The organism is Kitasatospora sp. NPDC127121 (genome assembly GCF_042677305.1).
Classification (GTDB): domain Bacteria; phylum Actinomycetota; class Actinomycetes; order Streptomycetales; family Streptomycetaceae; genus Kitasatospora.
Map to the genome: position 1 here is coordinate 67212 of NZ_JBHXTQ010000012.1, position 24870 is coordinate 92081.

Here is a 24870-nt window from a genome sequence, read left to right on the forward strand (position 1 = left end):
GGGTACGGGTCGGTGGGGGCGCGGCTCACGGGGCGCAGCTCACGGGGCGCAGCTCACGGGGCGCCGGCGCGGCGGACGGATCGGTACGGCGGACGGGGGTCAGTGCGGCGGACGGGGGTCAGTGCGGCGGCGCGACGGGCGGCAGGTAGCCGGCCTCGGCGGCCCGGGTGAGCGCGGCCGACCACCACTGCGGGGTGGGCTCGGCGAACCGGACGCCCAGCCGGTCCAGCACGGAGGTGGTGTACGCGCGGTCCACGAGGACGTTGCGCTCCTCCTGGAGGGACCACGCGGCGGCCAGCCCCGCCGCCGTCGGGTGGTCGCGTTCGGCCCGGGCGATCGCCGCCGCGAAGGCCTCGTCGTCGGTGAGCCGGACGGGGTGGCCGTGGCCGGCGAGCCAGCGGACGAGTTCGTCGTGCGGCGTCTCGTGCGGGCTCTCGACGTGGTAGGCGCCGGGCGCGGCGTACGGGTCCAGCGCGATCGCGGCGATCCCGGCGGCCACGGTGTCGACGTAGGAGAACGCGTAGGTGGTGCGCGGCCGGCGCGGGGCGGCGCCGGCCAGCAGGTAGCCGCGGATCAGCTGGTAGATCCGGTTGTCGCCGATGTTGGCCTGGAAGGCGCCGGTCCGGCTGTGCGCCGCGATGTGGCCGCTGCGGTACAGGTAGGCGGCCCGCCCGGTGGCCGCCCAGGCGCGGACGGTCTGCTCGGCGGCGAACTTGGTCCGCTCGTACGGGGTGCGGAAGTGCTGGCCGATCCGCAGGTCAGCCTCGCTGAAGCGGCGGGGCGGGCCGTCCACGCCGCCCGCGACGGCGAGCGTGGAGACGTGGTGGACGCGGGCCGCCGGGGCGTGCTCGTCGATCCAGCCGAGCAGCCGCCGCACCGCGGTGTGGTTGGTCCGCTCCAGGTCGTCGGGCGAGGCCACCAGCCGGACGTCCGCGGCGGCGTGCACGACGAGCTGCGCGCCCCGGGCCCGCGCCAGTCCGGCCGGGGACAGGCCCAGCCCCTCCCGGTCGATGTCCCCGGCGACGACCTGGATCCGGCCGTCGTCTGCGCCCGCGCCCGCGCCGACGCCCGCGCCTAACCGCCGGACGGCGCCGGCGTCGTGCTCGGCCCGGACCAGGCAGGTGACGTGGGCGCCCCGCTGGACGAAGGCGTCGAGCAGGTGCCGCCCCAGGTAGCCGGTGGCGCCGGTGAGCAGCACCCGGGCGGGTTCGCGCACCGTGGTGCGGGCCGCCGGTACGGCGGGTGCCCGGGTGCCGGGGTGGAGCAGCTGGCCGGAGGTCGACAGCGGCGCCCGGACGGGCCGGGTGGCGGTACCGGCACCGGCACCGGCCTCGGTGGCCACAGTCCCGGCGAACGCGGCGACGATCCGCTCGGCGGCGGGGTGCGGCAGGCCGGGCCACCCGTACACCAGGTCGGCGACCAGCCGGTTCTCCACGATGCGGGCGGTGAGCCGCAGGTCGTACAGCGGGTCTCCGCCGGTGCAACGGGCCACTCCGGCCTGCTCGTCCGCGACGGTCCAGTCCAGTGCGGGCTCGTCGGGCAGCCGGAAGGTGCCGAGGAAGTTGAACCCGGCGGCGGGGCGGGTGCCGGGTGCGTCCATCGCCTGGACGGGGGCCTCGCGCAGGCGCTGCGCGGCGCCCTCGGGGCCGGCCGACGCCTCGACCGCCAGCCGTTTGACGGCGGTGAACCAGCCGACGGTGTCCAGGAATTCGCCCGGATCACCGGCGGTGTCCCGGCCGTGGGTCTCCACCTCGACGGGCAGCCGCGGGTGGCCGCTCCAGCCGGTCACGGCGTCGGCGAAGGCGGCCAGCAGAAAGGCCTCCAGGCCCGTCCCGCCGCCGTGGCGGCCGACCAGCCGGGCGGTGCCGTCCTCGTCGAGCGTCCAGCCGACGGCCGCCGGCTGCGCGCGGACCACGGGCTCCGGCGCGGACGCCGGCGCGGACGCTGCGGGAGGCGGCACCGACGCCGGGGGCGGCGGCGCGGCGGCGGCCCACTGGTAGAAGTCCGGGGTCGGCGGCAGGTCGGCCGGCTTCTGGTCGAGCACCGCCCGGTAGGCGTGGGCGAGGTCGTCCAGCAGGATGCGCCAGGACAGCCCGTCGACCACCAGGTGGTGCGCGATCAGGGCGAGCCGGTCGTCGGTGCCGGGCGGGCCGGTGAACAGGTGCGCGCGCAGCAGCCGGCCGGCCAACGGGTCCAGGCTGCGGTGGAGTTCGGTGCAGACCCCGGCGACGGTCTCGGCGATCGGGGCCGTCCCGCGCGGGATCCGGGAGAAGGACAGCGGGTCGAGGTCGGCCACCGGCCGGGGTGCGTCGTAGCCCTCCGGCGAGACGGGCCGCCGCAGTGCCGGGTGGCGTTCCAGGACGGCCGCGAGAGCGGCCGAGAGCGCGGCCGGGTCGACGGCCGTCCGGCAGCGCAGCAGGACGGACTGGTTCCAGTGCCGCAGGTCGTCGACGGCCTTCTGGCGGTACAACCACCGCTGGGCGGGGGCGAGTTGACTCCCCCGGTCGCCGCTTCCGGTCCGCCCGGCCGGAGCGGCGGCCGGAACCGGAACGGCTGCGGCCGCCTCGGCCAGGCCGTGCGCGGTCGGGTGCCGGTAGAAGTCGTCGTAGTGGACGCGCAGGCCCGACCGGCGCAGGAAGGCGACGGTGCGCATGGCGAGGATGGAGTCCCCGCCGAGGTCCAGCACGTCGGTGTGCGGCCCGACCCCGGGCAGGCCCAGCGCGGCCGCCCAGAACCCGGCGATCGACCGGGCCAGCGCGTCCCCGCCCGAGGGCGGCCCCGACTCCGCCCGGGCCTCGACCAGTTCGGCGACCAGCTCGGCCAGCCGCTCCCGGTCGAGCTTGCCGTTCGGCCCGACCGGGAACTCCGGCAGGGTCAGGATCGGCTGCGGCACGGAGTAGCCGGGCAGCCGGTCGCGCAGGTAGGAGCCGATCCCGGCCAGCCCGGCGCCGTCGGCCGACAACCGCACAGCGGCCAGGAGTTGGTTCCCCACGGCGGTCTCCCGGACCAGCACCGCGGACCGGGCGACGCCCGGGAAGTCGTCCATCGCCCGCTCGATCTCGGCGAGGTCGACCCGGTAGCCCCGGATCTTGACCTGGCGGTCCACCCGGCCGAGGAAGACCAGGCTCCCGTCCGCCCGGCGGCGGCACAAGTCGCCGGTGCGGTACATGCGTTCACCGTCGTGGCGGACGAAGCCGCGCGCCGTCTCGGCGGGCCGGCCGAAGTAGCCGGCGCTGACGCCCCGGCCGCCGATCAGCAGCTCCCCCACCGCACCGTCGGGCACCGGCCGCCCGTCGCCGTCCAGCAGGGCGAGCCGCACCTCGCCGATCCCGGTGCCGATCGGGACGGTCGGCTCCTCGGCCGGCAGCTGGCGGGCGGTGGCGGCGAGGAAGCAGGTGGCGCCGACGGTCGTCTCGGTCGGGCCGTAGTGGTTGACCAGCCGGGCGGTGACACCGGTGTCGAGCAGGGCGGCCGCGAGCGGGCGCGGCAGCGCCTCACCGCCGAGCAGCACGGTGTGCAGGGGCGGGGCGTCGCCGGGCCGGCCCTCCAGCAGGACGGTCAGGTGCGAGGGGGTGGTCTTCAGCACGGACACCCCGGCGCGCCGCAGCGATGCCCAGAACGCCTCCGGGTCGCGCACCTCGCCGTCCGGCACCACGTGCACCGAACCGCCGACCGCGAGGGCCAGCAGCCAGGCGGTGTGGCCGAGGTCGGCGGCCAGCGTGGTGACGTGCGCGACGCACGGGGCGTCGGCCTCGGTGAAACCCAGCCGGTCGGCCAGCGCCCGCGCGTAGTGCACCGCGTTGGCGTGGGTGACGGCCACCGCCTTGGGCTCACCGCTCGACCCCGAGGTGAAGGACAGGTACGCGGGGTCCTCGGCCGCACCGAGCATCAGTTCCTCGGCCCCGCAGAGCATGAGGTCACCGGCCCTGCCGGGCATGAGGCCACCGGCCCCGCCGGGCACGAGGCCACCGGTCGTACCTGGCGCGCTGCCCGGTGCGTCGGGCAGGCCCTCGGGCCCGGCCAGCCGGTCGACGTCCACCACCTCGGCCGGATGGCCCTCCGGCCCGGGGAAGGCCGCCTCGGTGCTGAGCACCCGGCCGATCCGGACGGCCGCCAGCCGCCGGGCGAGGTCGGCCGCCGACCAGTCCGGGTCGGCCATCACCGCCGCCGCGCCCGAGCGCAGCACGCCGTGCAGCAGCACCAGCATGCGGGCGTCCCGGGGCCCGAGCAGGGCGACCCGGTCGCCCGGGCCGGTGCCGGACGCGGCCAGCCGGGCCGCGATCCGGCCCGCCGCGGCGTCGAGGGTGCGGTAGTCGAGGGTGCGGTCGCCGTCGGTCAGGGCGGTCCGGTCCGGGTGCTCCCGGGCGAGCCGTAACAGGAACCCGGACAGCGACCGGGCGGACGACGCGGCCTGACTGGACGGCGTGGGCGGCGTGGACGATGCGGACGGCGTGGACCGGACGTGCTGCGTCGCGAAGGTCACTCCGGCTCGCCTCCCGTCCGGGCCGCCCGCCCGGCGCGGACCGTCCCGGCCGCGTGCGGGTCCACGGGCCGGGGGTCGCCCGCGAGGAACGCGTCCAGGCGGGGCCGGTCGGGCAGGCGTCCGGCCAGCTCCCAGGCCAGCATGCGGTGCAGGCCGTCGATGTGGATCAGTCCCTCCCGGACCAGCAGGTCCGTGTAGTCGGAGTGGTCGACCGCGCCGGTGCTCAGGTAGACCGGGGTGAACGGGGCCCACCGCAGCAACCGGAGCTTGGCGGCGCAGACCGGGTTCGCGGCCGACCAGGCGACCTCGTCGGAGCGGATGCGCACGGCCGCCTCGGCCACCGTCAGGCCGGAGCGGGGCACGAGTTCGCGTGCCCCGCCCTCGCTCAGGTGCCAGGGCAGGACGACGCCGAGGACGTCCGAGCGCGAGAGCCGGACGCGCCACCAGCCGCCGGGAATCCGGCCGGCGCGTTCGACGTTCTCCTCGCCGTCCCGGTTGCTGTTCGCCTCGTGGGTGCGCTCCACCGGGTGGTCCCGCAGGTAGGCGTGGTGGACCTCGGCGTAGGCGACGGCGGTGACGATCTCCACGCGGTGCTCCTCAGACAGTTCCGATCAGACGGTTCTCGCCAGACAGTTCTCGCCGGACAGCTCTCGCCGGACAGTTCCGGTCAGGCGGTTCCGACGTACTCGGTGAAGTGCCGTTCCGCGAACAGCTCCGGCCACCGGCCCTCCGCCAGGCCGAGTTCACGGGCCCGGGCGAGCATCAGCCGCCAGTGCGGCTTCACCGGGCGCCAGCGCGCCCCCACCTGGCAGTAGGACGCGTCGATGAAGTACCGGGGCCTGCCCGGGCCGTCCGGCGCCGGTCTGCGGGTGTGGAACAGCGCCGAGTTGAGCAGCACCGTGGAGCCGGGCGGCAGCCGGTCGATGACCACCTCGCCGGGCAGTTCGGCGGTGCCGTGGTGGGCGTACGCGGTCTTCCCGACGGTACGCCGGTGCGAGCCGGGCAGGACGGCCAGGCTGCCGACCTTCTCGTCCAGGCCGCCGAGGTAGTGCAGCGCGTGGACCATCAGCAGCGACGGGTCGGCGCGGTCGTTGGGCTCGCAGTCGTGGTGCCAGGCCTTGCCGGGGATCCCCGGGGCCTGGCGGTCGCTGTGCAGGTGGTGGAAGACGAAGGACGGCCCCATCAGACCGGACAGCGTCCGCAACAGCGGCGGGTGGGTGAGGAGTTCGCCGTGGGCCGGCAGTTCCAGCTCCAGCACCGGGGGCGGGCCGTGCCGGGCGGGATCGGTGCAGGCGGCGATCGAGCGGGCCCGTAGGCCCTCGTCCACCCAGCGGTCCACCTCGGGGGCGAGCCTGGCCCCGAGCGGCTCCGGCACCAGGCCGGGCAGGACCAGGTATCCGGACTCCAGGAACTGGCGGTGTTGCTCGGTGTCTAGGGCCTTACGCCCTCCGGAAGTCTGCGTCACCGAACCGGCCCCCTCCTTCCGGATGACGGGTCGCACAGTCGGGCACGGCGGATCGGACCTGAACAGGTTCGGGTTCTATGAAACGCACGGGATCATCCAGACCTCGGGTGGCGCCGGGTTCGTCCGTCGTCGCCACAGCTGACACACGTTCACCACGAAAGGGCACGAGTTGATCACGCAAGGTAGTCCGCTGAGGAGTATGAACCGTTGATCGTGTCCACCACAAGACCACCGCCGACTCCTGGACACCTTCCCGCCACCGTGACGTTCAGCTCCAGCCACCAATCGACCCGTTCCCCACCCGAAACTCCGGACCCATTGCGCCCCGGTGATTCGCCGCTGGCACAGCGGATGCGGCACAGTGACGTCATGAGCGGCGACACCAGGAGTCACGAGAGCGCCGGGCGGGGCCCCGTGACCAGGCGCCGTCCGGTCCAGCAGCGCAGCCAGGAGCGGTACGGCCGGATCCTCGACGCCTGCGCCGGGCTGCTCGACGAGGTCGGCGCCACCGCGCTCACCACCAAGGAGGTCGCCCAGCGCGCCCAGGTGCCGATCGGCACCCTGTACCAGTTCTTCGCCGGCAAGGAGGACCTGCTGGCCGCCCTCGCCGGCCGCAACCTCGACCGCTACCTCCAGCGGCTCGACCACCGGCTGGCGACCGCCGCGCCCCTCGGCCCGGCCGGGTTCACCGACCTCGCGGTGGAGGAGTTCGTCGCGATGAAGCGCGCGGTGCCCGGCTTCGGCCAGCTCGACTTCGGCCTCGCCGACGCGACCGCCCCCGCCGGGCTGCGGGACGACCGGCACCTGCTCGACCCGGGCGTGGACAACAACACCGCCGTCGCGCTGCGCCTCCAGGCGCTCGGCGGCGAGGTGTTCGCCACCGGCGACCCGGCGGCGCTCACCCTCGCCCTGCGGGTCGCCCTGGAGGCCGCCGACGCGGTGCTCAAGCTGGCCTTCCGCGGTGATCCGCAGGGCGATCCGGCGCTGATCGCCGAGTGCAAGCGGCTGGTCCGCGGCTACCTCGCGGAGCAGCCGCCCGCCGGCTGAGACCGGTCCCCGCACGCCCCTAGGGTCCCGCCCCGCCCCCGCGTCCCGCCCGCCCGCGCCGTTGCGAGCCCGCCGCCGCAGCAGCACAGTGGAAGGCGGAACGGCCGCAGAGGCGGCCGCCACGACCCGAGGAGCAGACCATGCACGCAGCGGTAGGTGACCAGCTCCACATCCACAGCAGGTCGGTGGGCATGACGGACCAGAAGGGCGAGATCGTCGAGGTGCGCGGCACCGACGGCGAACCGCCGTACATGGTCCGCTTCGAGGACGGCCACGAAGGCCTGGTCTACCCCGGCCCCGACTGCGCCATCGAGCACCGCCCGGCGGACCGCTGACCGACTCCCCCGCCGCCCCGCCCCCCACCCGGGCGAGGTGGTGAGCAGCGGTGTCCGCCCCCACGGCCCCGCTGCCCGGAACGCTCGCCGGGCTCGCCGGGCTCGCGCCACTGCTGGACCACTACGGGTACCTCGCGGTGGCGCTGCTCGTGCTGCTCGACAACTGCGGCATCCCGGTGCCCGGGCAGACCGCCTTGGTGCTCGCCTCCGTGTACGCCGGCACCGACACCGAGTAACCGGGTAACCAGGCCGGGCAGCCGGTCAGCCGGGCCATCGGCCCATCCGGGTGGCCGCGCGGCTCAGCGCAGCGGGAACACCTCGAACGACGCCGCGAACCGCACCCCGAGCCGGCCGCCCGCTCCCCGCCCGGCCCCCTCCAGGAACTCGCGCGCGTCCGCCATCGCCCCGCCCAGCCCGGCCAGGTACGCCTTGTGCTCCTCCAGCGAGGCCACGCCCAGGTCGAAGTGCTCGGTGGTGTCCACCGCGTGACCCGACTCCGGCGAGGCCGCCGCCCACACCTGCCGGACGCCGTTCCACGGCTCGTGGCCCTCGGCCAGCAGCTCCCGGAACACCCACCGGTTGCCGGCGTCCCGAGCCGCGTCCAGGGCGGCCCGCCCGACCGCGATGTGGTCGGCCTGGTTGGGGACGGTCCCGCCGTAGGTCTCCCGGAAGTTGCTGGTGATCACGATGTCCGGCCGGTGCCGGCGCACCGCCCGGGCGATGTCGCGGCGCAGCGGCAGCCCGTACTCCACCGTCCCGTCCGGGTGCCCGAGGAACTCGACCACGTCGACGCCGACCACCCGCGCCGAGGCGATCTGTTCCGCCTCCCGCAGCGGCCCGCACTCCTCGGGGTTCATCGAGTCGATCCCGGCCTCGCCGCTGGTGACCATCACGTAGACGACCTTCTTGCCCTGCGACGTCCACCGCGCGACGGCCGCGGCGGCGCCGTACTCCATGTCGTCCGGGTGGGCGACGACGGCCAGCGCGGTCTGCCAGTCCTCGTCGACGGGCTGGTAGGGCTCGACGGCCTGCTCACTCATGGTGCTCGTCCCTCTCGGTGCGGCTCACAGTCGCATGGTCATACGGTCGTTCCGCAGGCGACTCTAGAAGACCCCCCACACCCACACCCCGTCGGACACCCTCCCGGGCCGGCCGGGTTGCCCCTGACGCACGGGTCAGGGGTTAGCGTCCGGGCACCTGCGGCGGATCGGCCGCCGCGTCGGTTCTGGAGGAGTGCTGCGATGACGCTGCCCACGACGGCCCGGGTCGTCCGGTTGGTCACCGAGCCGGGCGGGTTGCCCGGGCCCGGGGACTTCGCGGTGGTGGAGGAGCCGTTGCCGGCGCCGGGGACGGGCGAGGTGGTCGTCCGCAATCGGGCCTTCCTGGTCTTCCCGGGCCTGCGCACGCTGATCGGGGGCGAGCTCACGGGGGCGCCGTTGCCGGCGATCGGGCCCGGGGACGCGCTGTACGGGCCGGCCCTCGGGGAGGTGCTGGCCGCTCCGGCGGGCGGGCACCTTCGGCCGGGCGACCTGGTCACCCACCTGCGGGGGTGGCGGGACCTCGTGGTCGCGGACGCCGCAGGGTTCACTCCGGTCGACCCGGGGTTCCCGGACCCGGTGGCGCTGCTCTCCCCCGGCACGGCCGCCTACGGCGGGCTGACCCGCAGCGCCGGGGTACGCCCGGGGGACGTGGTGCTGGTGACCGGCGCGGCGGGCGCGGTCGGCACGCTGGCCGGGCAGGTCGCCCGGCTGCTGGGCGCCTCCCGGGTGATCGGCACCACCGGCTCCCCCGCCAAGGCGAAGCGGCTCACCGCCGAACTCGGCTACGACGCGGTACTGGTGCGCGGCGAGCGGCCGTTCGCCGCGCAGCTGGCCGAGGCCGCGCCGGAGGGCGTCGACGTGATGCTGGACCTGGTCGGCGGGGAGCAGCTGACGGCCGCCGTCGACGCGGCCCGGCCGGGGGCCCGGTTCGCCCTGGTCGGCGCGCTGTCCGGGCAGTTGGCACCGGAGCGGCGGGGCGGCAGTTCGCCGGCTCTGGTGGACAGCTTCCGGGTGATCATGCTGGGCCTGACCCTGCGCGGCTTCACCGGCGTGGACCACCCGGACCTGGAGGCCGAGTGGCGGCAGCGGTTCGGCGGCTGGCTGCGCACCGGCGAGATCGTCTTCCCGTCGACGCGGGTGGCGGGCATCGACCAGGCGCCGCAGGCGTTGCGGAGGTTGTTCGACGGGGACACCTTCGGGGCGACGATCGTCGACCTCGCATAGCACCGAGGAGGAACGGCCATGCGGATCGGGGACGCGGCGGCAGCGGCGGGCACCACGCCCAGGGCACTGCGCTTCTACGAGCAGCGGGGGCTGCTGCCGCCGCCGACCCGGTCCGCCTCGGGCCAGCGCGAGTACGGGCCGACCGAGGTCGCCCGGGTGCGGGCGATCCGCCGGCTGCTGGCCGTCGGGCTGACCGTCGACGACCTGGCCAGCCGCCCGCACCGCCTGGACCTGCTCACCGAGGAGCCGCCGCGCCGCTGCTCGGACTCCCCCGGCCTGGAGACCTTCGCCCCGGTGGTCACCGCCCGGCTCGCCGCCCTGGACGCCGAGATCGCCCGGCTGACCGCCCTGCGCGAGCGCCTCGCCCGGCACGTCGCCGCCGGGGGCGCGGACCTGCCGGGCTGACCCGGTCCACCATCCGGAACACGGCTCGCCCGGAACGCGGCTCGCCCGGAACGCCGCGACGGGGGAGGCGCGGCGTTCCGGGCGAGGTCTGCGGGAGGAGCTAGCCGGCGTCCGGGGCGAGTCGGCCGTCGAGGGGCTCGGGGTGGGGCTCCGGGGCGGGCCAGCCGATCCGGGTGGCGCAGAGCGAGACGACCGCGGCGGAGACGGCGACGGCGGCCATGCCCCACACCAGGCTGGTGGCGTCGGCGATGAAGCCGATCACGGCGGGCCCGGCGAGCAGCCCGGTGGTGCCCATCGCGGCGACCAGGGAGAGCGCGTCCGAGCCCTGGCGGGCCGCGGCGACGTAGACGCACGGGGTGACCGCCGCGACGCCGAGGCCGACGCAGGCGAAGCCGATCAGGGTCGGCACGACGCCGCCGACGAGCAGGGCGAGGGCCAGTCCGGCGCCGGCCAGCAGGCTGCCGGTCCGCACGATCCGGCCGTCGCCGAAGCGGGTGCGCCAGCCGTCCGCGAAGATCCGGGCGAGCACCATCATCACCGAGACGACGGCGATGCCCAGCGGGGAGAGCCCGGCACCGGCGTTCACGACGTCCTTGAGGTAGAGCGCGGACCAGTCGTTCATGGCGCCCTCGGTGACGGTGCCGAACACCATCGCCAGGCCCATCCAGAGGGTCGCCGCGGCCGGGAGGGCGAAGCGGCGGCGGTCCTTCTTCGCGGCCGACGCCTGCTCCTGGTCCGGTTGCTCCTGGTCCGGTCCGTCCTGCGCCGCGGCCGGCGCGTCGTCCGTGAGCAGTCCGGGCCGGGCGACCACGACCAGCACCGCGAGCAGCGCGGCGGCGAGCCCGAAGTGCACGGCGAGCGTGCCGGTGAAGGCGGTGACGCCGGAGGCGAGCAGCGCGGCGAGCAGCGAGCCGGCGCTGAAGGTGGCGTGCAGGCGGGACATGGTGGTCCGCGCGTAGCGGGCCTCCAGCGCCGCGCCCTGGGCGTTCATCGCGACGTTCAGGCAGCCCACGGCGACGCCGTCGCAGAACAGCACCAGCAGGGTGAGCGGGTAGTCGGGCACCACGGACAGGGCGACCAGGACGACGCCGAGGGCGAGCGCGGAGAGCACGGACAGCAGGCGGGAGCCGAACCGCCGCATCAGCACCGCGACCAGCGGGAAGGACACCGCCGCGCCGACCCCGCAGGTCATCAGCAGCAGGCCGATCTGGGCCTCGCCGAGGTCGAGCCGGGCCTTCAGTGCGGGGATCCGGGAGACCCAGGTCGCGTACTGGAATCCGAGCAGGAAGAACAGTGCGGCGATGGCCAGTTGGGACCGGCGGAAGTCGTCGCGAACGGGGGACATGTGCATCAGCCCACTTCGGCTCTGGGTGGGAACCCGAGGGACGGGTCGGTGGAGGGGGTCAACGACTGCACGACGGCAGCGACGGCGGTCGGGGCCGGGACGGCGACGGCGATGGTGGCCGGGGCGGCGGCCGGGCTCAGCGGCATCGCCATGTAGAGCGCCTCGGGGCCGTAGCTTCCGGGCAGTCCGATCTCGGGGCGGGCGCGGTAGCCCAGCGGGGCCCACACCACCTGCGAGCCGCGGACGGCGACCAGGGACATGGTGCGGTAGCCGCGGGCCCGGGCGGTCTCCTCCAGGCCGCGCAGCATCCGGTGGGCCAGGCCGCGGCCGCGCAGGTCCTCGGCGACGACCAGGTCGTGGAGGTGCATGTTGGTCGCGCGGACGCCGCCGGCCTCGGCCCGGCTGAGGTCGGGGCACTGGAACAGCGGGTAGGGCAGGGCCAGCAGGTAGCCGCCGAGGCCGCCGGCGTGCTCCAGGACGAAGCAGGTGTCGGGCGAGGCGCGGTGGCGGGAGCGCAGCGCCTCGCGGCCTTCGGACAGGCCGCTGGCGGCGTAGGCGCGCTCCTCCAGCGCGACGACGCCGTCCCAGTCCTCCTCCTGGAGCAGCCGGATGCTCAGGTCGGTCATCTGCCGCTGTCTCCGTCCGGGCCGCCGGCTCCGCCGATGCAGGTGTAGGGCAGCGGCTCGAAGCCGTTGAACCCCTGGGTGGTGTAGGCGGTGGCGTAGGCGCCGCAGGAGTGGATCCAGACCGGTTCGCCGGAGGCGATCGCGCGCGGGACGCGGACCAGGCCGTCCTCCTGGGCGTACGCGTCGTCGCTGTCGCAGGTCGGGCCGGCGACGACGGCGTTGACGAACTGGCCGCCGGGGTGGGTGGGGAATTCGAGCCGGTACTGGAGCTCGTCCATCTCGTACAGGCCGTTGAACTTGCCGCAGCTCAGGAAGAGCCAGTCCTCGCGGGTGCCGTCGAGCTGGTGCCGGGAGGAGAGCCGGGCGACGTGGGCGCGGATGGCGCCGTGGTCGGCGACGAGGTGCCGGCCGGGTTCCAGCAGGAACTCCAGCGGCGCGGCGTTGACGGTGCGCAGCCGGTCCATGCCCTCGCGGATGACCGCGAACATCTTGTCCAGCGGCGGGTCGAGCGGGCGGCCGTGCCGGTCCAGGACGCCGAGGGCGGGCAGGCCGCCGCCGAGGTTGATCCGCTGCGGGGTGATGCCGCGCCAGTTGAGCGCCTCCAGGACGGCGGCGAGCGAGTCCACGGCGGCGCCCCAGGCTTCGGCGGTCATCTGCTGGGAGCCGACGTGCACGGAGAGTCCGGACGGGGTGAGGCCGGCCGAGCGGGCGGCGTCCAGGACGCGCAGGGCGTCCTCGGGCGAGCAGCCGAACTTGCGGCTCAGGCCCCACAGGGCGCCGTCGCCCGAGGTGGCGACCCGGCAGAACACCCGGGAGCCGGGGGCGTGTTCGGCGATGGCGGCGACGTCCTCCAGGCTGTCGGTGGCGAAGTCGCGCACGCCCAGCCGGTAGGCCTCGGCGATGTTGCGGTCGGACTTGATGGTGTTGCCGTAGTGGATGCGGTCGGGGCTCACCCCGGTGCGCAGGGCCTGGGCGATCTCCTGGGGGCTGGCCGCGTCGAAGCCGGAGCCGAGGGCGGCGAGGCGGCTGAGCACCTCGTCCACCGGGCAGGCCTTCATGGCGAACCGGACGGTGACGTCGGGTAGTTCGCCGATCAGGTCGGTGTACTGGCGCTCGATGCCGTCGAGGTCGTAGATGATCCGGTCGTCGGTGGCGGCGGCGAGGGCGGCGCGGAGCGCCGTCCGGTCGTGCGCGGCCGGGTCGGGCGCGACGCCGGTGTGGGCGGTGGTGTGGTGCGCCGGGGCGCGGTGGGCGATGGTCTGACGTATCACGAATGGCTCCCGGTGCGGCTACCGCGGCAGCCGGTCGGCGGGCGTGGCCTTGCTCGCCCGCATGAGCGGACCCCACGCGTCGATCAGCAGCGCGAAGTCCTCGATGTCCGCCTGCGCTTCGTCGAGCAGACGCGCCCGCTGGGGCGCCAGGTGGTCGGCGAACTCGGCGTACTTCCCGCCGAGTCGCCGGTAGCAGTGGTCCAGCGCGTCGAGCCGTCGGTGGTTCTCCGCGCGGTCCGTCGCGGCGCTGCGGCGGGCGGAGTCGGCGATGACGTCGGCGCGGATGTGGTGCGCCTCGTCGAGGAGGGCCCCGCGGGCCGCCTCCATCTCGGAGTAGACCGGGTAGAGGTAGAGCATGGAGAGCAGGAACTTGGCGTAGCGCAGCTGGTAGGCGGTGAAGCCCGTGCCGGTGCGCCGTTCCGGGGTGTAGTAGTTGACGATGTGCCGGTTGTGGACGACGCCGGGCAGGGTGGCGTCCCGGACGAGGTGCAGCAGGAAGTAGTCGCTGCCGATGGTGGCGGTGGCGGGCGGCAGCGGGACGCGGTCGTAGACCTCGTGGTCGAGGGCGACGTTGCACATGTCGATCCGCCAGATGTCGGGCAGGTCGAGCACGGCGCGGTCGTGGCGGAACGGGTCGGTGCCGCCGCCGGTGAAGGAGTCGGCGACGAGTTCGCGGCGTTCCTGCTCGCTCGCGCCGGTGGGCGCCCAGAGCGCGACGACCTGGTGGTAGGCGTCCGGGTCGAGTTCGCGGATCTCGCCGATGTCGACGGAGAGTTCACCGATGAAGGAGCCGCCGACCAGGGCGACGGGCTTGTCGGCGTGCACCGGGTCGAGGGTGACCTCGGTGACGGCGGCGGCCGCGTCGGCCGCCTTGAGGCCGAGCGTGGCGAGCTCGCGCTCGATCGGGAACACCGGTTCGCCGTCGAGCAGTTGGTACGCGCTGTCGGAGTCGCGGCGGTGCACGGAGGCGCAGCCGAGCGCACCGGCGAGCAGGAACGCCCGGTTGGTGCAGGCGCCGTAGGAGACGGCGTCGGGGAGCATCAGGTCGAGCAGTTTGTCGCCGAGCGGCCCGTCGGGGCCGGCGGCGCCGGAGCGCTCGATCACGTCGCGCAGGAAGGCGCGTTGGGCGGCCTCGTCGAGGTGGTGGACGACCACCTCCCCGGCCTCGAAAGCGGCACCAGAGCCGACACCGAGCGCAGCACCGGACCCGGCGGCGGGCAGCGCGGCGACGGCCTCGGCGTGCCGCCGGTAGGTGGCCGGATCGGCGGAATCCAGGATCAGCAGGTGCACCCGGACGCCGAACCGCCGTGCGGCGTAGGCGGCTTCGGCGCCGATCGCCGCGATGGTGGCCGCGCACTCGCGGTTGGTGGGCAGGGTCAGGCAGACGGCGCGCATGCCGGCTCCCCCGTGGACTCAGCGGGCTGCGGGGCGGGCCGGTCGTCCGTGGACTCCGGGCCGTGCCAGGAGCGCAGGCCGAGCAACCGCTCGCCGAGTTCGGTGAGTTCGGCGGGCCCGTAGCGCAGCGACTCGTGGCGGGTCGCGTCGCCGACCAGGGTGCGGTTCCAGTCCGGGGTGGCGAGGGTGCGCCAGGACTCCACCCGGGAGCGGCGCAGCTGCGCGGCCTCCTCCAGCGCGGGCATCATCGACAGGTACTGCACGGCGCGGACGCCGTTCTCGGAGGTGTTGCGGGCGACGCCGTGGGCGAGCAGGCCGTTCCAGATCAGCAGGTCACCGGCCTTCAGCTCGGGCCGCACCACCGGGAACTCGGTGCGGTCGACGTCCGGGCGGATCGGGTCGCGGTCGGCGGCCTGGGCGGCCTGCCACTCGTTGAAGCGGCGGAACAGCTCCGGGTTGCACTGGAAGCCGCCGTGGTCGGGCCGGGTGTCGTCGAGCGCGATGATGCCCTGGACGCGCTGGGGCAGCATGCCCTGGGTGGTGTCGACGTCCCAGTGCAGTTCGATGTCGAAGCCCCGGTCGGTGGGCTCGATCAGCGCGCGGTCGCGGTTGCGGATGTTCGGCGGGTTGAGGTTGAGCCGGTCGAGGGTGACCCAGAGCTCCTCGCAGTCCCAGACGTCGACGAAGGCGTCGTAGACCCGCCGGGCCTGTCTGCTGTCCCAGATCAGCTGGTGGTGGTAGGCCTCGACGAAGCCGTAGATGTGCAGTTCCCGGTCGAGTTCGTCGCGGTGGTCGCGTTCGCGGTACCAGTCCTCGGGGCGGTCGGGCGAGAGGCCCTGGAAGTCCCAGGCGAAGTCGAGCAGGCGCCGTGCGGCCTCGGCCGGGATGGCCTCCTTGACCACGATGTAGCCGTAGGTCTGCCAGAACGCGAAGTCCTCCTCGGAGAGCACCCGCAGCGGACGCTCCTTGCGGACTTCGCGCAGCGCCGTGCGCGCGAGGTAGCTCTCCCCGTCCTCGCTGAAGTAGGGGCGCGCCGAGGCGGCTCGGTGCAGATATCCGTCAGGGCTCGGCATGGGCAGTCACTCCATGGTTCGTAGTCGACGCAGCGCTTCCTGGACGCACAGTGCGGGCACGGCGAGCCGACGGCCCGTCACCGGCCGTGCGTGGAATTCAGTCCGCGGACCGCATGCCGTCCGCATGCGCTCCACCTCGCCCGGGCCCCGGCCGTGCAAGGTTCCGCCACGTCAGGGGGCCAACTCGCCGGTCCGGCAAGGCCCCTCACCCTGCCTCAGCCCTGGCCGAACCGCGCCCCTCATACGTTGGACTAGACCAACTAATGGTGTCAACCCTCGACGGCTGGTTACCAATAGGGAAATCCCTGCAGTTCAGATGGCCCCTTGGGGTTCGCTTTATGTTTCGGAGAGTGACATAAGTCGGAGTATGTTTCGAGAATTGACATACCCGGACGTGAACCAAAACGAGTTCCCCAGCGTTGCGCCCTGACCTTCGCGCCGTACGTTGGGCCTATGGCACACCGCCCCGCCGCCACCCGGCTCACCCCGCCGGGCTGGCTGACCGCGAGCCTGCGCCCCAAGGCCGCGCCGGTCCCCTGGGCCGCCGCCGCCCGGGCCTCGGTGGCGCTGGCCGCGCCGCTCGCGGTCGGCACGGCCACCGGCCGGCCCGGGTACGGCGCGCTGGTGTCGATGGGCGCGCTGTCCGGGGTCATCGGGGACACCGCGGACGCCTACCGGATGCGGGTGTTCAACATCGCCGTGCCGCAGCTGTTCGGCGCCCTCGGGGTCCTGCTCGGCACCCTGGTGTACGGTGCGGGCTGGACGGCCGTCGCCGTGCTGACCGCCGTCGCCCTGGTCTCCGGCATGATCTCCTCGATCGGCGCGGTCGCCTCGGTGTCCGGACTGCTCCTGCTGCTCAACGCGGTGGTCGGCGCCGGACTGCCGCTGCCCTCCCCCTGGTGGGCGCCGCCCGGACTGCTGCTGCTCGGCGGCCTGTTGGTGCTCGGCCTCACCCTGCTCGCCTGGCCGCTGCGCGGCGGCGCGCCGGAGCGCTCCGCCGTGGCCGGCACCTACCGGTCGGTCGCCGCCTTCCTGGAGGCCGCCGGCACCCCCGGAGCCGACGACGCGCGGCAGGCACTCACCCAGTCGCTGAACCAGTCCTACGACCTGCTGCTCGCCCGCCGGGCCCGCCGGCACGGCCGCTCCCCCACCCTGGTCCGGCTGCTCGCCCAGCTCAACGCCGCCATCCCGGTGGTGGAGGCCGCCTCGGCGGCGCAGCTGCGCCCGCGCGAGTACGGTCCGCTGCCGCCCGCCTACCCGGCGGCGGTGCGCGAGCTGGCCGCGGCCGTCGAGCGGGGCCGCTCCGGATCGACCCCGCCGCCCGGACTGCCCGATCCGGCCGGGCCGTCCACCCGCGCCCTGGTCGCCGCGATCGGCCACGCCCGGGCCGTCGCGCACGAGCCCGCACCCGACCCGTACGCCGACGGCGACCCGCTCGGCCGGCCCGCCGCGCTGCGGGTCCGCACCCGCCGGGCCGCCCACGCGCTGCTGCTGTCCGGCGCGTCCTGGCGGTACGGGCTGCGGCTGGCCCTGTGCATCGGCCTCGCCCAGATCCTGGTGTCGGTGATCGCGGTGCCCCGCTCGTACTGGGTGTCACTGACCGTCACCTTCGTGCTGAAGCCCGACTTCGGCTCGGTGTTCTCCCGGGCGGTGCTGCGCGCGCTCGGCACCGCCGCCGGGCTGCTGATCGCCATCCCGGTGCTGGCCGAGGTGCCGCACGGCTGGTGGGACGTGCCGGTGATGGCGGCGCTGGCGGCCCTGATCCCGGTGCTGTCGGCGAAGGGGTACGCGTTCCAGACCGCGGCGATCACCCCGGTGATCCTGCTGCTCTCCGACCTGCTCAACCACCGGGGCTTCCACCTGGTGCTGCCCCGGCTGTACGACTCGCTGATCGGCTGCGGCATCGCGCTGCTGGCCGGCTACCTGCTGTGGCCGGAGTCCTGGCACACCCGGATCGGGGAGCGGCTGGCCGACGCCGTCGCGGACTCCGCCGCGTACGTCTCGCTGGCCTTCACCACCGGGCCCGGGGCCGACCAGCCGGCCCGCGCCCGGTACCGGCGGCGGCTCTACCGGGACCTGTCCGCCGTGCGCAGCGAGTTCCAGCGGGCGCTCACCGAACCGCCGCCGGTCGGGGCCCGGGCCGAGGCCTGGTGGCCGCTGGTGATCGCGGTCGAGCGGATCGTGGACACCACGACCGCCACCCGGGTCCGGGTCGAGCACGGCGCTCCGGCGCCGTCCCCGGCCGAGGTCGGCGCCGTCGTCCGGGAGCTGTCCGACCTGGCCGGGGCGCTGCGCAGCGGCGGGCCGCTGCCCGAGGCCGGGCCGGACGACCTCCGGCCCGACTGTGCGCTGGGCCGGCTGCACCGCGAGGTGCAGGCGGCGCGGGCGGTGGTGCCCGCCTGAGGGGCCGGGCCGGCCGGGGCTGGCCGGTCCTGGAGCGGCCGCTCGGGCATCCGCCCCATAGAAGGCCGGGCCAGTCCCGCCGCAGGCCCGGTCAGTCCTGGATCCGCCGCCAGGGCCGGTCCGCCTCCAGCTCGAAGGCCAGCTCCAGCAGCAGCCGCTCCTGCCCGTGCGCGGCCGAGAGGTGCACGCCGATCGGCAGGCCGCTCGGCGCGGCGCCGGTGGGCAGGGCGATGCCGGGGCCGCCGGTCACGTTGTTGACCGGGGTGAAGGCCACGTAGCGCTGGAGGCGCTCGATCAGCTCGTCGAAGGCCACGTTCGGGCTGAGGTGGCCGATCGGCGGGGCGGCGTGCGCGAGGACCGGCGAGAGGATCACGTCGTGGGTGCGGAAGAGGCCCGCGTACGCGGCTTCGGCGCCGCGCAGCCGGCGCAGCACGGCCGGGGTGTGCAGGAACTCCCGCTGGTAGAGCCGGCGCAGCCCGGTGGTCAGGCCGTCGAGCCGGTTGATCCGGAAGCTGCGGTCCAGCATCAGCCGGCCGCTGACCGCGATGGCGAAGGCGATGTAGCCCCAGTAGAGGACGAAGTCGCGGGAGAACTCCTCGCCGAACGGCAGGGTGGTCTCCTCGACGTGGTGGCCCAGTGCGGCCAGCCGGGCGGCGGTCTGCTCGACGGCGGTGCGGGTGGGCTCGTCGGTACCGGCGAGCGGCGAGTCCACGACCAGTCCGATCCGCAGCCGGCGCCGCCCCGGGCCTTCGACCAGTCCGAGCGGGGGCAGCGCGGGGTTGCGGTGGTGGCGCTCGGCGGCGGCGTAGAAGGCGGCGGTGTCGCGGACGGAGCGGGTGAGCACGCCGTCGGTGACGAGGTCGATCGGCAGCTTGCCGCCCTGGGCGTTGGTGACCAGGCGGCCCCGGGTGGGCTTGAGTCCGACCAGCCCGCAGCAGGCGGCCGGGATGCGGATCGATCCGCCGCCGTCGTTGGCGTGCGCGATCGGCACCACTCCGGCGGCGACCAGCGCGGCCGAGCCGCCGGAGGAGGCGCCGGCCGAGTGCGAGGGCTTCCACGGGTTGCGCACCGGCTGGGCGGTGGCGAACTCGGTGGAGGCGTTGAGGCCGAACTCGGGCAGCCGGGTCTTGCCGAGGACGGCCAGGCCGGTGGCGAGGAACTGGTCGGTGAAGCGGGAGTTGCGCCGGGCCGGGCGGGCCTGGAAGGCCTCGCTGCCCATGCCGGTCGGCAGGCCGCGCAGGTCGACGTTGTCCTTGAGGAAGGTGGGGACGCCGTACAGCGGGCCGTCGGTGCCGTCCGGGCCGAGCCGGGGCCGGTCGTAGGACGGGTGGGCGACGGGGGCGAGCGTCCGGTCGACCCGGACGGCGCGGGCGGCGGCGGCCGCGGCCAGTTCGGCGGGGGCCACCTCGCCGGCGCGGACGAGGGCGGCCAGGGCCACGGCGTCGTGCGCGCCGAGGGCGTCGTCGGTGAACCCGTGGGCCCGCTCGTCGGTCATCCGAACCCCCCAATCCCTACTGACCGGTAGTCGCGCAAGAGTTCGCAGTGTAGGCGCGGGGCGGCGCCCGGGGATACCCCACCCCCGGCGCCCGCCGTCGGCCCCCGACGGCGCACGGGCGTTCGGCATGCGCCCCCGCGTTCACCCCACCCGCCGGTCGGAGATCGTTTCGCCGACGGCCCCGGGGAAAGGCCGGATCACGAACCGATCCGGTCCACCCCCCACCCCAAGGTGACGCCCGTGCCCACCCAGTACACCTCGGCCACCGCCCCCGGCGCCCTCCCCCTGCTCGGCCACGTCCCCGCGTTCGTCCGCCGGCCGCTGGAGTTCGTCGCCGGCCTGCCCGCCCACGGCGACCTCGTCCGGCTGCGGCTCGGCCCGCTGGACGCGTACGTCGCCTGCCACCCCGAGCTGGTCCGCCAACTGCTCACCGAGGACCGCACCTACGACAAGGGCGGGCTCGTCCTCGACAAGGCCCGCGAGGTCTTCGGCGACGGCCTGGCCACCTGCCCGGCCGCCGCGCACCGGCGCCAACGCCGCATGCTGCAACCCGCGTTCCACCGCGACCGGCTGCCCGGCTACGCCGCGATGATGGCCGAGGAGATCGCCGGCACCACCGCCTCCTGGAGCGACGGCGACGTGGTCGACGTCCCCGCCGCGATGTACCGCCTCACCACCGCGGTGACCGCCCGCTGCCTGTTCGCCGCCCACGAGCGGGCCGGCTCGCTGCCCGTCCACGACAGCATGGACGTCATCACCCGCGGCGTCGGCCGGCGCGTCATGATGCCGCTGCCCGGCACCGACCGCATCCCCACCCCGGGCAACCGCCGCTTCCGCCGCGCCCAACAGGACCTGAAGGAGGTCACCCGGCGGCTGATCGCCGACTACCGCGCCGCCGGCACCGACCACAACGACCTGCTGTCCACGCTGCTCAACACCCGCGACGAGGACGGGCGGGGGCTCACCGACGCCGAGATCCACGACCAGGTGGTCACCTTCCTGCTCGCCGGCATGGAGACCACCGCCGCCACCCTCTCCTGGGCCTGGACCCTGCTCGCCGCCCACCCGGCCATCCGCGACCGCCTGCACGCCGAGCTGGACACCGTGCTCGACGGCCGCCCCGCCCGCCACGAGGACCTGCCCGCCCTGCCGCTCACCGCCAGGGTGGTCACCGAGACGCTGCGGCTCTACCCGCCGGTGTGGATCCTCAGCCGCGTCGCCGCCGCCGACGCCGAACTCGGCGGCCACCGCGTCCCGGCCGGCGCGACCATCCTGTTCAGCCCGTACCTGCTGCACCGCCGCGCCGACGTCTTCGCCTGCCCCGCCCGCTTCGACCCCGACCGCTGGCTCACCATCACCCGCCCCTCCCCCGGTACCTACGCCCCCTTCGGCCTCGGCGCCCGCCGCTGCATCGGCGACGTGTTCGGCACCACCGAGGCCGCCCTCGCCATCGCCACCATCGCGGCCCGCTGGACCGTCACCCCCACCCCCGGCCGCCCGGTCCGCCCCGCCCGCAGCTCCTCGCTGTCCCCCCGCCCCTTCACGGCCACCCTCGCCCGCCGGGCCTGGTGACCGGGGCTCCCGCCCCGCGCCGGCGGCGGGCGGGAGCCCCGCCTGACGATGCGTCACATGGTGCGCGGCGGGCGGGGGATGCCCTGCCAGCGGTAGAGCATGGAGTCCCACGTGTAGGTGTAGGTGAAGGTGACGTCGAAGCTGGTGGTCCGCTCCAGGTGCGGCTGGCCGGGGGCCTCCGGGTCGAGCCAGGTGGTCGCGCCGTAGACGGACGCCCGCGGGTACACGCAGATCGTCCAACGGAACCAGCCCGAGGAGAGCTGGACGTCCTGGGACGGCACGTTGCCGCCCGGCGTGCTGAAGCTCCAGGCGTACGTGCCGGCGTCCAGGAACAGCCGCCGCTCGACGCACTGCTGCGCCGGCGTCACCGGAGCCGGCAGCGGCACCAACTGCCCGTATCCCTGGAGGAATTCGCGTTCGGTCGCGGCGGATGCCGTCCCGGCCGCCGGCCCGGCCACCAGGGCGAGCAGGACGGCCGTCAGGGCCGGGATCCAGGAGAGTCTGCGCAGCATTCGATCCTCCGGCCGGACGGAGGCCCGGCGAGTGTGGACGGAAGTGGTCTACGCCAATCCTGCCGGGCCGGGTGCGGCCGTTCCCATCCCAGACCTCTGGGGTGGCCGCCGGGTCAGTCCTCGCCGCGCCGGTCGGCCGCCAGGGTGGTGAGCAGCCGCTCGATGGCCTCCAGCCGGCGGTGCAGGTCCTCGACGTCGCCGCGGGTGGCGCTCTGCTCGGCGGGCTTGAGGGTGATCACCAGCTGGCCGTCGGGCTCCAGCCGCCCGACCGCGACGTCGCGGATCGTGTCGCCGTTCTGGACGCGGACGGCGTGCTCGATCTCGGACGCGCGCAGCGCCAGCCCGCGCAGCGCGCCCGGGACGAGCTTGCCGTCGCGCACCACGGTGGTCGGGGTGCCCTCCAACAGCCGGGCGGCACGCGGGTCGTGGGCCAGCCAGCGGGTGACGGCGGCGTTCACCGCGATCAGGGTGACCGCACCGATGGCGCCGCCGAGCAGGCTGTTGTCATTGCCGATGATCGCGTTCTGCACCACGTTGGACAGCAGGAAGATGACCACCATGTCGAAGGTGTTCAGGCCCGCCAGCCCGCGCTTCCCCGCGATCCGGAACAGGATCAGGATCAGCGCGTAGACCGCGATCGTGCGGAGGATCTTCTCCACGATCGGAATCTGGACGATCACCAGGTCGTGCCACATGGCCCCGCTCCTTCAACCCCTCGGCCGGACGGGGCGGGCAGCGCCCGGGCCCGACGGTACGCGCCCCACCGGGCCCCGGCCAGCACCCGGACGAACCCGGGTCCCCGGCCGGACAGGACCTACGAGCGGCGCTTCGGCTTGCCGCGCTTGGCCGCGGCCGCACCCCGGCCGCCCGCCGCGGGCTTCGGCCGGCCCTTCTGCTGGCCGCCCTTCTGCTGACCGGACTTCTGCTGGCCGGACTTCTGCTGGCCGCCCTTCTGCGGCTGGGACTTGCGCGGCGCCGCGGCCTTCTGGGGCTCGGCCGCCGGCTGGGCGCCGCGCCCGCGCGAGCTGTTGACCGTGCGGCCCCGGACGATGCCGATGAACTCCTCGACCAGCTCCGTCGTGCGGTCCTCCGGCCAGGCGAGCGCCACCTGGGACTGCGGCGCCTCGGCGACCGGCCGGAAGGTGAGGTCCTTGCGGTGGTGCAGCCGGGCCAGCGACTGCGGCACCAGCAGCACGCCGACGTTGGCCGCGACCAGCTCGATGGCGTCGGCGGTGCTGGCCGGGCGCTCGATCGCCGGGCGGCCGGGCAGCCCGCCCGGCCAGCCGAGGGTGTCGTCGAGCGGGTGGAACACCACCTCCTCGGCGAGGTCGCCGAGCGCGACCTCCTCGGCGGCCGCGAGCCAGTGGTCCTTGGGGAAGACCACGACGGTGGTCTCGGCGTAGAGCGGGATCGCGCTGAGCACGTCCCGGTCGACGGGCAGCCGGACGAGCCCGGCGTCCGCGGTGCCCTCGCGCAGCGTCCCCTCGCCGTCCCCGGCCGGGACGGCGAGGAGGTCGAGCCGCACGTCCGGGAGCCGCTCGGACCACACCCGGACCCATTTGCCGGGGGTCACGCCCGGGACGTACGCGAGCCGGAAGGACGGGTTCACCTGCATGTCTGTCACAGGGCAAGGCTACCGACCGTGACCGGGAGCGCCCGCGCACTCCCTTACCCTTGTCACCATGACATCGCTCAAGCAGAAGACCAGCCAGACCATGAAGCCGGCCACCGCCGCCAAGAAGCTGGGGATCTACCTCGACGCGGCGCCGACCGGCTTCCAGGAGGGTGTGGTCTCCCGCGAGGAGCTCAGCGCGCTTCAGGCCGACCCGCCGCAGTGGCTCCAGGAGCTGCGCCAGAACGGCCCGCACCCTCGCCCGGTGGTCGCCGCCAAGCTCGGCGTCTCCATCGCCGGCCTGGCCCGCGGCGGCGTGACCGAGGCGCTCACCACCGAGCAGATCGAGGCCCTCAAGGCCGAGAACCCGCTCTGGCTGCAGCACGAGCGCGCCAACCAGGTGGACGTCCGCAAGGAGGCCGCCCGGATCAAGGAGAAGCAGGAGAAGGACGCCGCGGCGCAGGCCGCCAAGGCTGCCAAGGCCGCCAAGGCCGGCTGACCCGCGCGCTCCGGCCGCCGGCCGGGCCCGATTGTCAGACCCCTGCACAAGGCTGGTGCCGACGTCCGTTCCACGGGCGTCGGCACAGTCGTCGGCGGACATGCGGACAGGGAGCTTGCGGATGGCACAGGCAGCAGGGGAAACACGGGCAGCACGGGCGCTGGACGGTCGGATCGCCCTGGTCGCGGGGGCGACCCGGGGCGCCGGGCGGGGCATCGCGGTGGAGCTGGGCGCCGCCGGGGCGACGGTGTACGTCACCGGGCGAAGCACCCGCGAGCAGCGCTCGGAGTACGGCCGGCCGGAGACCATCGAGGACACCGCGGACTTGGTCACCGCGGCCGGCGGCCGGGGCATCGCGGTGCCGACCGACCACCTGGTCCCGTCCCAGGTGGCCGCCCTGGTGCAACGGATCGACGCCGAGCAGGGCCGGCTGGACGTCCTGGTCAACGACATCTGGGGCGGCGAGAACCTGTTCGGCTGGAACGTCCCGGTCTGGGAGCACGACCTGGACGACGGCCTGCGGCTGCTCCGCCTCGCGGTGGAGACGCACGCCGTCACCAGCCACCACGCCCTCCCGCTGCTGCTGCGCCGCCCGGGCGGCCTGGTCGTCGAGATGACCGACGGAACCGCCGAGTACAACCGCGACACCTACCGGAACTCGTTCTTCTACGACCTCGCCAAGGCCTCCGTGCTGCGGATGGCCTTCGCGCTCGGCCACGAGCTGGGCCCGCGCGGCGCCACCGCCCTGGCGCTCACCCCCGGCTGGATGCGCTCGGAGATCATGCTGGAGCACTTCGGCGTCACCGAGGAGAACTGGCGCGACGCCCTGGCCCGGGAGCCGCACTTCGGCATCTCCGAGAGCCCGTACTTCGTCGGCCGGGCGGTCGCCGCCCTCGCCGCCGACCCCGAGGTCTCCCGCTGGAACGGCGGGTCGGTGTCCAGCGGGCAGCTGTCCCTGGAGTACGGCTTCACCGACCGCGACGGCAGCCGGCCGGACTGCTGGCGCTACCTGGTCGAGGTGCAGGACGCGGGCAAACCGGCCGCGCCGGAGGGCTACCGCTGACGGGG

Annotated in this window: 22 protein-coding genes; 9 read left to right on the top strand and 13 right to left on the bottom strand. The window is 74.9% G+C overall.

The window, feature by feature from the left end; all coding sequences use genetic code 11:
* Positions 1-118: 118 nt before the first annotated feature.
* From ACFVHI_RS09500 to ACFVHI_RS09510, 3 genes are all read right to left on the bottom strand, one after another.
* Positions 119-4483, bottom strand: a complete 4365-nt coding sequence (locus ACFVHI_RS09500) for an amino acid adenylation domain-containing protein (RefSeq protein WP_380337332.1) — start codon at positions 4481-4483, stop codon at positions 119-121.
* On the bottom strand, positions 4480-5070 hold the full coding sequence (locus ACFVHI_RS09505) for a DUF6309 family protein (RefSeq protein WP_380337335.1): 591 nt from the start codon (positions 5068-5070) through the stop codon (positions 4480-4482). Before ACFVHI_RS09505 ends, ACFVHI_RS09500 begins: the two co-directional genes overlap by 4 nt.
* 80 nt (positions 5071-5150) lie before the next feature.
* Positions 5151-5948, bottom strand: coding sequence for a phytanoyl-CoA dioxygenase (locus ACFVHI_RS09510; protein WP_363377132.1), 798 nt, complete (start codon positions 5946-5948; stop codon positions 5151-5153).
* 369 nt (positions 5949-6317) lie between these two features.
* On the opposite strand from ACFVHI_RS09510, the gene ACFVHI_RS09515 reads away from it, so the two are divergent.
* The 3 genes from ACFVHI_RS09515 (at position 6318) to ACFVHI_RS09525 (ending at position 7566) form a co-directional block, all read left to right on the top strand.
* The gene (locus tag ACFVHI_RS09515) at positions 6318-6995 is read left to right on the top strand and encodes a TetR/AcrR family transcriptional regulator (protein WP_380337338.1); all 678 of its coding nucleotides are present in this window, start codon (positions 6318-6320) and stop codon (positions 6993-6995) included.
* Between the two features lie 140 nt (positions 6996-7135).
* Entirely contained in the window at positions 7136-7330 is a 195-nt protein-coding gene (locus ACFVHI_RS09520) for a DUF1918 domain-containing protein (protein ID WP_363377130.1), read from the top strand.
* Positions 7331-7380: 50 nt separating this feature from the next.
* Entirely contained in the window at positions 7381-7566 is a 186-nt protein-coding gene (locus tag ACFVHI_RS09525; protein WP_380337341.1) for a hypothetical protein, read from the top strand.
* A 63-nt stretch (positions 7567-7629) separates the two neighbouring features.
* Here ACFVHI_RS09525 and ACFVHI_RS09530 read toward each other — a convergent pair whose 3' ends face one another.
* A complete protein-coding gene (locus ACFVHI_RS09530; protein WP_063350402.1) occupies positions 7630-8370 on the bottom strand; it encodes a PIG-L deacetylase family protein in 741 nt (246 codons plus the stop codon).
* A 201-nt stretch (positions 8371-8571) separates the two neighbouring features.
* Between ACFVHI_RS09530 and ACFVHI_RS09535 the strand changes: the two genes are divergently transcribed.
* Both ACFVHI_RS09535 and ACFVHI_RS09540 read left to right on the top strand, forming a co-directional pair.
* Entirely contained in the window at positions 8572-9594 is a 1023-nt protein-coding gene (locus tag ACFVHI_RS09535) for a zinc-binding dehydrogenase (RefSeq protein WP_380337344.1), read from the top strand.
* Between the two features lie 18 nt (positions 9595-9612).
* Entirely contained in the window at positions 9613-9999 is a 387-nt protein-coding gene (locus tag ACFVHI_RS09540) for a MerR family transcriptional regulator (RefSeq protein ID WP_380337347.1), read from the top strand.
* Positions 10000-10099: 100 nt separating this feature from the next.
* On the opposite strand, the gene ACFVHI_RS09545 is transcribed toward ACFVHI_RS09540, so the two are convergent.
* From ACFVHI_RS09545 to ACFVHI_RS09565, 5 genes are all read right to left on the bottom strand, one after another.
* Positions 10100-11344: an MFS transporter gene (locus tag ACFVHI_RS09545; protein WP_380337350.1), complete on the bottom strand. Its 1245-nt coding sequence runs from the start codon at positions 11342-11344 to the stop codon at positions 10100-10102.
* 5 nt (positions 11345-11349) lie between these two features.
* The gene (locus ACFVHI_RS09550) at positions 11350-11970 is read right to left on the bottom strand and encodes a GNAT family N-acetyltransferase (RefSeq protein ID WP_380337352.1); all 621 of its coding nucleotides are present in this window, start codon (positions 11968-11970) and stop codon (positions 11350-11352) included.
* Positions 11967-13109: a type III PLP-dependent enzyme gene (locus ACFVHI_RS09555; RefSeq protein WP_244293730.1), complete on the bottom strand. Its 1143-nt coding sequence runs from the start codon at positions 13107-13109 to the stop codon at positions 11967-11969. The genes ACFVHI_RS09550 and ACFVHI_RS09555 overlap by 4 nt, the downstream gene beginning before the upstream one ends.
* A gap of 150 nt (positions 13110-13259) precedes the next feature.
* Positions 13260-14636, bottom strand: coding sequence for a DUF6271 family protein (locus ACFVHI_RS09560; RefSeq protein WP_380337355.1), 1377 nt, complete (start codon positions 14634-14636; stop codon positions 13260-13262).
* Positions 14618-15709, bottom strand: coding sequence for a phytanoyl-CoA dioxygenase family protein (locus ACFVHI_RS09565; protein WP_380337358.1), 1092 nt, complete (start codon positions 15707-15709; stop codon positions 14618-14620). Before ACFVHI_RS09565 ends, ACFVHI_RS09560 begins: the two co-directional genes overlap by 19 nt.
* A gap of 453 nt (positions 15710-16162) precedes the next feature.
* On the opposite strand from ACFVHI_RS09565, the gene ACFVHI_RS09570 reads away from it, so the two are divergent.
* Entirely contained in the window at positions 16163-18112 is a 1950-nt protein-coding gene (locus ACFVHI_RS09570; RefSeq protein ID WP_380337361.1) for an FUSC family protein, read from the top strand.
* A 91-nt stretch (positions 18113-18203) separates the two neighbouring features.
* Here ACFVHI_RS09570 and ACFVHI_RS09575 read toward each other — a convergent pair whose 3' ends face one another.
* Positions 18204-19607, bottom strand: a complete 1404-nt coding sequence (locus ACFVHI_RS09575; protein WP_380337364.1) for an amidase — start codon at positions 19605-19607, stop codon at positions 18204-18206.
* Positions 19608-19847: 240 nt separating this feature from the next.
* Here ACFVHI_RS09575 and ACFVHI_RS09580 point away from each other — a divergent pair, with 240 nt between their 5' ends.
* Entirely contained in the window at positions 19848-21179 is a 1332-nt protein-coding gene (locus tag ACFVHI_RS09580; RefSeq protein WP_380337367.1) for a cytochrome P450, read from the top strand.
* A gap of 53 nt (positions 21180-21232) precedes the next feature.
* Here ACFVHI_RS09580 and ACFVHI_RS09585 read toward each other — a convergent pair whose 3' ends face one another.
* The 3 genes from ACFVHI_RS09585 to ACFVHI_RS09595 form a co-directional block, all read right to left on the bottom strand.
* Entirely contained in the window at positions 21233-21691 is a 459-nt protein-coding gene (locus ACFVHI_RS09585) for a hypothetical protein (protein WP_380337370.1), read from the bottom strand.
* A gap of 113 nt (positions 21692-21804) precedes the next feature.
* The gene (locus ACFVHI_RS09590; protein WP_063350392.1) at positions 21805-22386 is read right to left on the bottom strand and encodes a DUF421 domain-containing protein; all 582 of its coding nucleotides are present in this window, start codon (positions 22384-22386) and stop codon (positions 21805-21807) included.
* A gap of 119 nt (positions 22387-22505) precedes the next feature.
* Positions 22506-23306, bottom strand: a complete 801-nt coding sequence (locus tag ACFVHI_RS09595; RefSeq protein ID WP_380337451.1) for a LysR family substrate-binding domain-containing protein — start codon at positions 23304-23306, stop codon at positions 22506-22508.
* A gap of 67 nt (positions 23307-23373) precedes the next feature.
* Here ACFVHI_RS09595 and ACFVHI_RS09600 point away from each other — a divergent pair, with 67 nt between their 5' ends.
* Together ACFVHI_RS09600 and ACFVHI_RS09605 are read left to right on the top strand one after the other, a co-directional pair.
* A complete protein-coding gene (locus ACFVHI_RS09600; RefSeq protein WP_380337373.1) occupies positions 23374-23802 on the top strand; it encodes a DUF5997 family protein in 429 nt (142 codons plus the stop codon).
* Positions 23803-23923: 121 nt separating this feature from the next.
* Complete coding sequence (locus tag ACFVHI_RS09605) at positions 23924-24865, top strand: SDR family oxidoreductase (RefSeq protein WP_380337376.1); 942 nt, start codon at positions 23924-23926, stop codon at positions 24863-24865.
* The last annotated feature ends 5 nt before the right edge of the window (positions 24866-24870 follow it).

Excerpts from the sequence above, each read along its gene's own strand:
- ACFVHI_RS09515 (WP_380337338.1), top strand. The coding sequence starts at position 6,318 with ATGAGCGGCGACACCAGGAGTCACGAGAGCGCCGGGCGGGGCCCCGTG.
- ACFVHI_RS09520 (WP_363377130.1), top strand. The coding sequence starts at position 7,136 with ATGCACGCAGCGGTAGGTGACCAGCTCCACATCCACAGCAGGTCGGTG.
- ACFVHI_RS09530 (WP_063350402.1), bottom strand. The coding sequence starts at position 8,370 with ATGAGTGAGCAGGCCGTCGAGCCCTACCAGCCCGTCGACGAGGACTGG.
- ACFVHI_RS09535 (WP_380337344.1), top strand. The coding sequence starts at position 8,572 with ATGACGCTGCCCACGACGGCCCGGGTCGTCCGGTTGGTCACCGAGCCG.
- ACFVHI_RS09540 (WP_380337347.1), top strand. The coding sequence starts at position 9,613 with ATGCGGATCGGGGACGCGGCGGCAGCGGCGGGCACCACGCCCAGGGCA.
- ACFVHI_RS09545 (WP_380337350.1), bottom strand. The coding sequence starts at position 11,344 with ATGTCCCCCGTTCGCGACGACTTCCGCCGGTCCCAACTGGCCATCGCC.
- ACFVHI_RS09550 (WP_380337352.1), bottom strand. The coding sequence starts at position 11,970 with ATGACCGACCTGAGCATCCGGCTGCTCCAGGAGGAGGACTGGGACGGC.
- ACFVHI_RS09560 (WP_380337355.1), bottom strand. The coding sequence starts at position 14,636 with ATGCGCGCCGTCTGCCTGACCCTGCCCACCAACCGCGAGTGCGCGGCC.
- ACFVHI_RS09565 (WP_380337358.1), bottom strand. The coding sequence starts at position 15,709 with ATGCCGAGCCCTGACGGATATCTGCACCGAGCCGCCTCGGCGCGCCCC.
- ACFVHI_RS09570 (WP_380337361.1), top strand. The coding sequence starts at position 16,163 with ATGGCACACCGCCCCGCCGCCACCCGGCTCACCCCGCCGGGCTGGCTG.
- ACFVHI_RS09575 (WP_380337364.1), bottom strand. The coding sequence starts at position 19,607 with ATGACCGACGAGCGGGCCCACGGGTTCACCGACGACGCCCTCGGCGCG.
- ACFVHI_RS09585 (WP_380337370.1), bottom strand. The coding sequence starts at position 21,691 with ATGCTGCGCAGACTCTCCTGGATCCCGGCCCTGACGGCCGTCCTGCTC.
- ACFVHI_RS09590 (WP_063350392.1), bottom strand. The coding sequence starts at position 22,386 with ATGTGGCACGACCTGGTGATCGTCCAGATTCCGATCGTGGAGAAGATC.
- ACFVHI_RS09595 (WP_380337451.1), bottom strand. The coding sequence starts at position 23,306 with ATGCAGGTGAACCCGTCCTTCCGGCTCGCGTACGTCCCGGGCGTGACC.
- ACFVHI_RS09600 (WP_380337373.1), top strand. The coding sequence starts at position 23,374 with ATGACATCGCTCAAGCAGAAGACCAGCCAGACCATGAAGCCGGCCACC.
- ACFVHI_RS09605 (WP_380337376.1), top strand. The coding sequence starts at position 23,924 with ATGGCACAGGCAGCAGGGGAAACACGGGCAGCACGGGCGCTGGACGGT.